Annotated in this window: 5 protein-coding genes and 1 tRNA gene; 3 read left to right on the forward strand and 3 right to left on the reverse strand. The window is 41.0% G+C overall.

Features of this window, described 5'->3' with window-relative positions:
* Nucleotides 1-28: 28 nt before the first annotated feature.
* From clpP to NT175_00985, 3 genes are all read right to left on the reverse strand, one after another.
* Nucleotides 29-703 carry an ATP-dependent Clp endopeptidase proteolytic subunit ClpP gene (gene clpP / locus NT175_00975; GenBank protein MCX6233286.1) on the reverse strand — a complete coding sequence of 225 codons (675 nt, stop codon included), beginning with the start codon at nucleotides 701-703 and terminating at the stop codon, nucleotides 29-31.
* 12 nt (nucleotides 704-715) lie between these two features.
* Nucleotides 716-2,089: a trigger factor gene (gene tig, locus NT175_00980; protein MCX6233287.1), complete on the reverse strand. Its 1,374-nt coding sequence runs from the start codon at nucleotides 2,087-2,089 to the stop codon at nucleotides 716-718.
* Nucleotides 2,090-2,131: 42 nt separating this feature from the next.
* A tRNA-Leu gene (locus NT175_00985) sits at nucleotides 2,132-2,213 on the reverse strand.
* A 483-nt stretch (nucleotides 2,214-2,696) separates the two neighbouring features.
* On the opposite strand from NT175_00985, the gene NT175_00990 reads away from it, so the two are divergent.
* From NT175_00990 to NT175_01000, 3 genes are read left to right on the forward strand one after another with little or no spacing between them, the layout of a single operon-like run.
* Nucleotides 2,697-3,719: a pyridoxal-phosphate dependent enzyme gene (locus NT175_00990; protein ID MCX6233288.1), complete on the forward strand. Its 1,023-nt coding sequence runs from the start codon at nucleotides 2,697-2,699 to the stop codon at nucleotides 3,717-3,719.
* A gap of 7 nt (nucleotides 3,720-3,726) precedes the next feature.
* On the forward strand, nucleotides 3,727-4,794 hold the full coding sequence (locus tag NT175_00995; GenBank protein MCX6233289.1) for a DUF1611 domain-containing protein: 1,068 nt from the start codon (nucleotides 3,727-3,729) through the stop codon (nucleotides 4,792-4,794).
* Between the two features lie 2 nt (nucleotides 4,795-4,796).
* Entirely contained in the window at nucleotides 4,797-6,314 is a 1,518-nt protein-coding gene (locus NT175_01000) for a hypothetical protein (protein MCX6233290.1), read from the forward strand.
* The last annotated feature ends 705 nt before the right edge of the window (nucleotides 6,315-7,019 follow it).

Raw genomic sequence — 7,019 nt, forward strand, 5'->3', positions numbered from 1 at the left:
GAGTTTGGTTCCTGACTTTTCCAATATTTTATTGTTTTGTGCGAATCAAAACCTCGTCAATCATGCCATATTCCTTGGCTTCGTAAGCAGTCATCCAGAAATCCCGGTCAGCATCCTTCCATATCTTTTTATATGGCTGTGCCGAATGAAAGGCTATGATTTCGTATAGTTCTTTTTTAATTTTTTGTATCTCACGGGCTGTGATCTCAATGTCGGATGCCTGGCCTTCAGCACCGCCCATGGGCTGATGGATAAGTATCCGGGCATGTTTCAGGGCTGTCCGCTTTCCCTTTGTTCCGGCACATAACAATATGGCCCCCATGGATGCTGCCATGCCAGTACAAATCGTCGCCACATCAGGTGCTATGTATTGCATCGTGTCATAAATACCTAAGCCTGCATATACTGATCCTCCGGGCGTATTGAGATAGATCTGGATATCTTTCCGTGAATCGGAGGATTCCAGGAATAGAAGCTGGGCCTGAATGATATTGGCAACATAATCATCAATCGGTACACCGAGAAAAATAATCCTGTCCATCATCAACCGGGAGAAAACATCCATCGTTGCTATATTGAGCTGACGTTCCTCAATGATGGTTGGTGATATGTAATTGCCAATAAGTTTGGTATAACTGTCAAGATTTAAGCTACTGATGCCTCTGTGGTTAACGGCATATTTTCTGAATTCATCGGGCTTCATAAGATTATTTTATTATGGTTTGGATTCTGATGCTAATTTAATGAAATCTTCATATGACACCTCACTCTCAATGACTCCAAGTTTGTCTTTGAACAGGTTTTTTAGCTTTGTGTCATAAAGGTAGTCGTTAATTTTGCGTACCTCTTCTTCATTTTGCATGATCAGATTGACCAGTTCTTCCATTTTTTCATTCTTACCGTGATATTCCTCATGCTCATGTTCGTGGTCATGACCAAGCCCTTTAAAATAATTCCGGATATAATTCCTTTTCTCTTCATCAGTTATTCCCAGGTTGTAATCTTTTATAAGCCTATTTTCGATAAGTTGCCATTTCATCGAACGGGCATATTTGTCATAGTCTTTTTCCACCTGTTCAGCTGTGAGTCCTTCTTTCCCTGTTTCGACCAGATAGCGTTTGATGAAGTCATCCGGTAACTCAATATTTGCCTGCTTCATTAAAATGTCGACCACGGTTGACATAAAGTTTCCTTCGCTGTTCGAACGGAGTCTGGCTTCTACATCCTGTCTGACTTTTGTCCTGAAATCTTCTTCAGTTGTGATGTAATGATTTTGATAAACTTTGTCGAACAGTGCCCGGTCCACAGGTGCTGGTTCAAACCTGCTGATTTCATGTATCGTAAACTCAAGATCGGAAGTGAGATTTTCAGCTTCTTCTTTTGTGATGCCGAGAAGAGATGCAGTATCAGCGGTGCTTTCAGAGGCTTTCAGTGGATTATATCTAACCCTATCGCCGGCCTTTGAACCCAGAAACATGGATTTAATCGTTTCATCCTTTATGTAACGAACCATCAATGATGTAGACTTGTTTATGCCATTTTCCTTGATAGTTCCCGATTCATCAAGTTCGGCGATATCTCCCCTTAAGATATCATCCTCCCCAATGGCATCGGGAATAACTGATTTACCAAACCGGTACTGATATTCGGTGATTTGGTTATCAACCATTTTGTCATCAAAGGTGATAATATATTGGTTGACTTTTACATCTTCAGTCAGAGTCAGGGCAAATTTTGGAGTCAATCCGATATCGAAGTAAAACTCAAAATCAGACTGTTTATCGAAATCCTGTTCTTTACTTTTGTCTTTGCTGACAATAGGGATACCTATAATATCAAATTCATTTTTTTTGATATAATCGTCAAGTGAAGCGGTGATCAGTTTATTGATTTCTTCAGCCAGTACGCTGTTGCCATAAATGCGGCGGATCATGCCATAGGGCACATGGCCTGGCCTGAATCCCGGCATACTGGCTTTGCGGCGATGCTCTCGCAGTACCTTTTCGACCTCCTCCTGATAATCTCCAGCCGGGATTTCAATTTTTATTGTGGCAGTCAGGTCGCCCGTGGTTTCATGTGAGATGTTCATTCATGTATTAAATTAGAGTGAAAAATTTATTTATATTGAAAGTGCGGATGAAGGGACTCGAACCCCCACGCCTTGCGGCACCAGATCCTAAGTCTAGCGCGTCTGCCAATTCCGCCACATCCGCAGTTTTCGTTTTATCAAATTAAAATCTTCGATTCTCATGGTGCATTGCACAAACCGAAAATTTCACCTTGAACATTTTGTTTTAAATGGCTGGCAAAATTACTTAAAATTTTGATACTGTATTTGAGTAAAATGATAATAACTCTCGCTTAAATTAGATGATATGTTTTCTATCCTTATCAGAACGCTTACCTGAGTGCTTACAGTAATTTGTTCAACAACAATAGACATGTACTCTCTCGAATTTTAACATTACATAATAGATTTCAACAATTTGTCATTTTTTTTACCATACAATCGAATTGAATTTTAAAAAATGTAATTTTGCCCGTTTTCGTTTTATGCCTGACCAACTAAATGAGGCCAGCAATAAATATTTATCAACCGTTTAATACAGGGTGTGTTGGAAATAAAGCAAGTAAACGGGCAGTCGGTTCATACGCCTTATAATCTGATCGATGGTGCTTCGGGATTTGGAACAGTTATATCCAAAGAGACACAGGAACTCAGCGAAATCGTCAGAGACTTATCAAATCCGTTAATTGACAGGCTTGAGATGTATGAGGATATCATCAATATCGAAGTTGGTGATACTTCTCTTACAAGAGCGCGCAATGTGGAACGCGAAGCAAACCTCAGGCAGATATACCTGAAGTTCGAAGGAGGTAATCCAACAGGTACACAGAAGGACAGGATTGCCTTTTTACAAAGCCTGGATGCCTTGCGACGCGGTTTTGACACCATTACCATTGCCACATGTGGAAATTACGGTGCCTCAGCCGCTCTATCGGCAAAACTGGCAGGCCTTCGATGTGTTATTTGTATTCCTGAGAATTATCATCCAAAACGTCTTCGGGAAATGGAAGATATGGATGCTGAAATAATCCGTACCCATGGAAGTTATGAAGAATCGGTCGCTTTCTCCAGGCAACTGGCACTTGAAAAGGAATATTATGATGCCAATCCCGGTGGGGTAAATACCCACATCCAACTTACTGGTTATGCTGAAATAGCATACGAAATATATGATACCCTCAGAGATGCACCTAAAGCAATAGCCGTTCCGGTATCGAATGGCACCATGCTGGCAGGAATACACCGTGGATTTTCGACTCTGTATAAAAGAGGAAAAACATCACGGATACCTCTTATTGTTGCAGGTTCATCATACAGGAAAAACCCTATTATTTATTCCTTTCAAAAAGGATTGGAAACCTGTGCAGAATTGGAACCTCAGAAAATCAAAGAGACATCCGTTAATGAACCATTGATCAACTGGCATTCATATGATGGAGATGAAGCCCTGTGGGCAATTCGTTCAACCGGCGGTTGGGCATCAGATATCACCGACACGAAGCTGTCATATTATTCAAAGTTACTGAGGGAAAAAGAAGGCTTGAGTGTTTTACCTGCCTCCACTGCCGGCCTCATCGCACTGCTTGAACAACATAAAAAGAAACCTATGGAAGGCGACCGGTATGTTGCAGTGCTGACTGGCAGAAAATAATGCCATCATGAAGATAAATGCCATCGTTTATTGCCAGGGTGCTTTTAATACCCCAAATGGAAAGACAACACATGGGTTGGTGCGTTTTACCGAAAGATACCGGGTACTGTCAGTAGTCGATTCCAGATATGCCGGCCAGGATACCGGTCAGGTGCTTGACGGACAAAACAACAATATTCCGGTGGTGGGATCAATTGAAGAGGCTATCAACATAGCATTAAAAGAAGAAATCGTTCCCATATGTCTTGTCATCGGACTGGCACCCGACGGTGGAAGGTTGAACCAACAGGCTAAGGAGGATGTTAAGGTTGCATTAAAAAATGGTCTTCATGTCGACAGCGGATTACACGATTTTCTTTCGCAGGACTCTGAAATGATCTCCATAGCTGAAAGCAAAGGGTTGGAAATCAGAGATATCCGTAAAAGTCCTCCGATAGAAGAATTGCACTTTTATACCGCAAAAATTCTGGATGTCAAATGTCTTAAACTTGCCGTACTGGGTACCGATTCAGCCATTGGTAAAAGGACAACGGCATGGCTTATTGTTCAGGGTTTAAGGAAGGCGGGTTTTAAGGCTGAATTGATCGGGACAGGACAAACCGCCTGGCTCCAGGGCGCGAAGTACAGCATCATGCTTGATACCCTTATCAATGATTTTCTCACCGGGGAAATTGAACATGCCGTTTATTCTGCCTGGGAGAATGAACATCCTGATGCGATTATCATTGAAGGACAGGGTGGCCTTCTGAATCCGGCCTATCCGGGAGGATATGAGATACTCGCTGCTGTCAGACCCGATTTTGTCATCCTGCAACATGCCCCACGAAGACAGTTGTATGACGGATTCCCGCAGTATAAGATTGAACCGCTGGAATACCAGATCAAAGCTGTAGAGATTATATCCGGTACCAAAGTCATCGCTGTTACAATAAACCATGAAGACATGACCAGGGAAGAGATCCCCTACGAATGCCTGCGGATTTCAGCTGAGACCGGCAAACCGGCTTTCGATGTTCTCGCTGATGGCCCTGACAGATTGCTGGAGGTCATTATCCCGCATATTAAAAGATTGTAAGATTGGAAGAGAAATCCATTAAAACTCTGGTCGTTTTTGAAAGTCTGCAAGTCGGTCCTGTTCATATCAAATATAATAGTATCAGGGCGCCTTACACCATTACTCAAAAGGATAAACGCCAATCATCCAGCACCCTGATCTATACTTTTAAAGAAAATGTCTTTTCTCCCGGGGATGCCTTCAGCCAAAACCTGGCATCGGTCATTCTTGCCCAGCTCGCTTTGAATTATGGCCTCTTCTGTGAGAAGATCATTTTTGATGGTCTTTTCGATGCCGCTGATCAACGTTTTATCATCGACATGATGGAAAATACATCCAGGGAAATTTATATAAAAAAAATTCTTGGAGATAACCCGTTTCTGACTGATATTGCCAAAGGCATCATGCCGGAAAAAAGAAAAGATTACACAGCAGCTTCTGTAATATTTATTAATACCCTTTATTCTTCATCAGTAATCCGCAGGAAAACTCTGGAAGGTGATCCGAACAGGCATGTCATATTAAGCAGTGGTGGTAAAGACAGCCTTCTTACATACGGTATCATCAAAGAGATTGAAAAGGACCCGTATCCGGTTTTTATTAATGAATCGGGCAGGCATTGGTTTACTGCATTAAATACGTATCGCTATTTTCAGAAGATCGAAAAGAATACCTGTCGTGTATGGTGCAACAGCGACCGCATCTTTTCCTGGATGAATACGCAGATGCCATTTATCCGGCAAGATTTCAGGAATATCAGAGCTGATGATTATCCCATCCGGCTTTGGACTGTGGCCATATTTCTGTTTGGCGCCATACCCCTGGCTATTAAGCGGCATGCAGGTCGGCTGATCATTGGCGATGAATATGATTCCACACAGAAATGTTCCTTCATGGGCATACAACATTATAATGGATACTTTGACCAGAGCCCGTATTTTGACAAGACCATGAGCCGGTACTTCTACAAAAAAGGATGGAATATCAGCCAGTTTTCACTGATCAGGCCATTGTCGGAGTTGCTGATTATGAAAGTCCTTGTTAAGCGTTACCCTGAATTGCAGCAACATCAGATATCCTGTCATGCCGCTCACCAAAAGGATGGCCGGTTTTATCCCTGCGGGTATTGCGAGAAATGCCGCAGAATTGTTGGCATGATGAAAGCTCTTGATGAAAACCCTGAACGGTGCGGATATACTGAAGAGCAAATTGCCTTTTGCCTGAAGAGCCTGGCAAATGCCAGTGTCAAACAAATCGGGCCTGACGCAGCTCATCTGTATTATCTTCTTATGGAGAGAGGTCTTTTACAAAAGAATAAGATGACTTCCCAAATGGCTAAACATCATTATAATACCGTAAAACTTCGTTTTGATAATTTCCGCTCATCTTTTGACGATATACCTGAAGATTTGCGCAAACCTGTCTATTCAATATTTTTAAACTATGCCGAAGGCGCAGTAGTTAAAAGGGGCAATGATTGGGATCCTGTCGATATTTTAAATTCCGAATTAATAAAAATGCCATTTCCTTTTAAGGATTAAACTGCTGTTTCAAATTAAATAACAAGATACATTTACCGGAATCTGGTATAGCTTTTCCCGGTTATCCAAGATATTGTTATTTATCCCCATATTTGAATAATCCCTACCAATCCTGATTATAATGTAGAATTCTATATTTAGGAAGAAATTTACTGATTTCAAGAATTTTAAACAGAATTCTTCATTCTCTGTGCACTATTGTCCGGTTAAAATTCTATTTCGTCCCGACGGGACTTAATTCAATTTTGTAATTTACTTTCTACCAACATCTTGTCCCTACGTGACAGTCCCGTTAGGGACCAAATATCGGTAGAACAATAAACAACCCCTAATTTTTTTAAGTCCCATCGGGACGCAATATTGATAAGGCTTTTGGCTTGTTCCTGCCTTTTTACCGTACAGCAATGTTCTCTGTGGCATACATATTTCTTTCAATTGCATCTTGAATTTTGTACTTTTATTCCAAAGAAACTCAGATTCATTTTTATTCAAACTTCAATACAAATAGAAGTTGACGATCAGAAAAAAATTACATAGCCGAAATCAATAAATACTTTACATAACTAACCTGAATAATTCATAAATCCAAAATTCGGATAAAAAGCTATACTATTTCCAGGACGAATACAAAAAATTAGGCAAGCTGGGATAATTTGTAAGATATTGATGCAGTTTTTGTTTTGACAAAATTCATTGTTCAGGTGA

The organism is Bacteroidota bacterium, from assembly GCA_026391695.1.
Lineage (GTDB): Bacteria > Bacteroidota > Bacteroidia > Bacteroidales > JAGONC01 > JAPLDP01.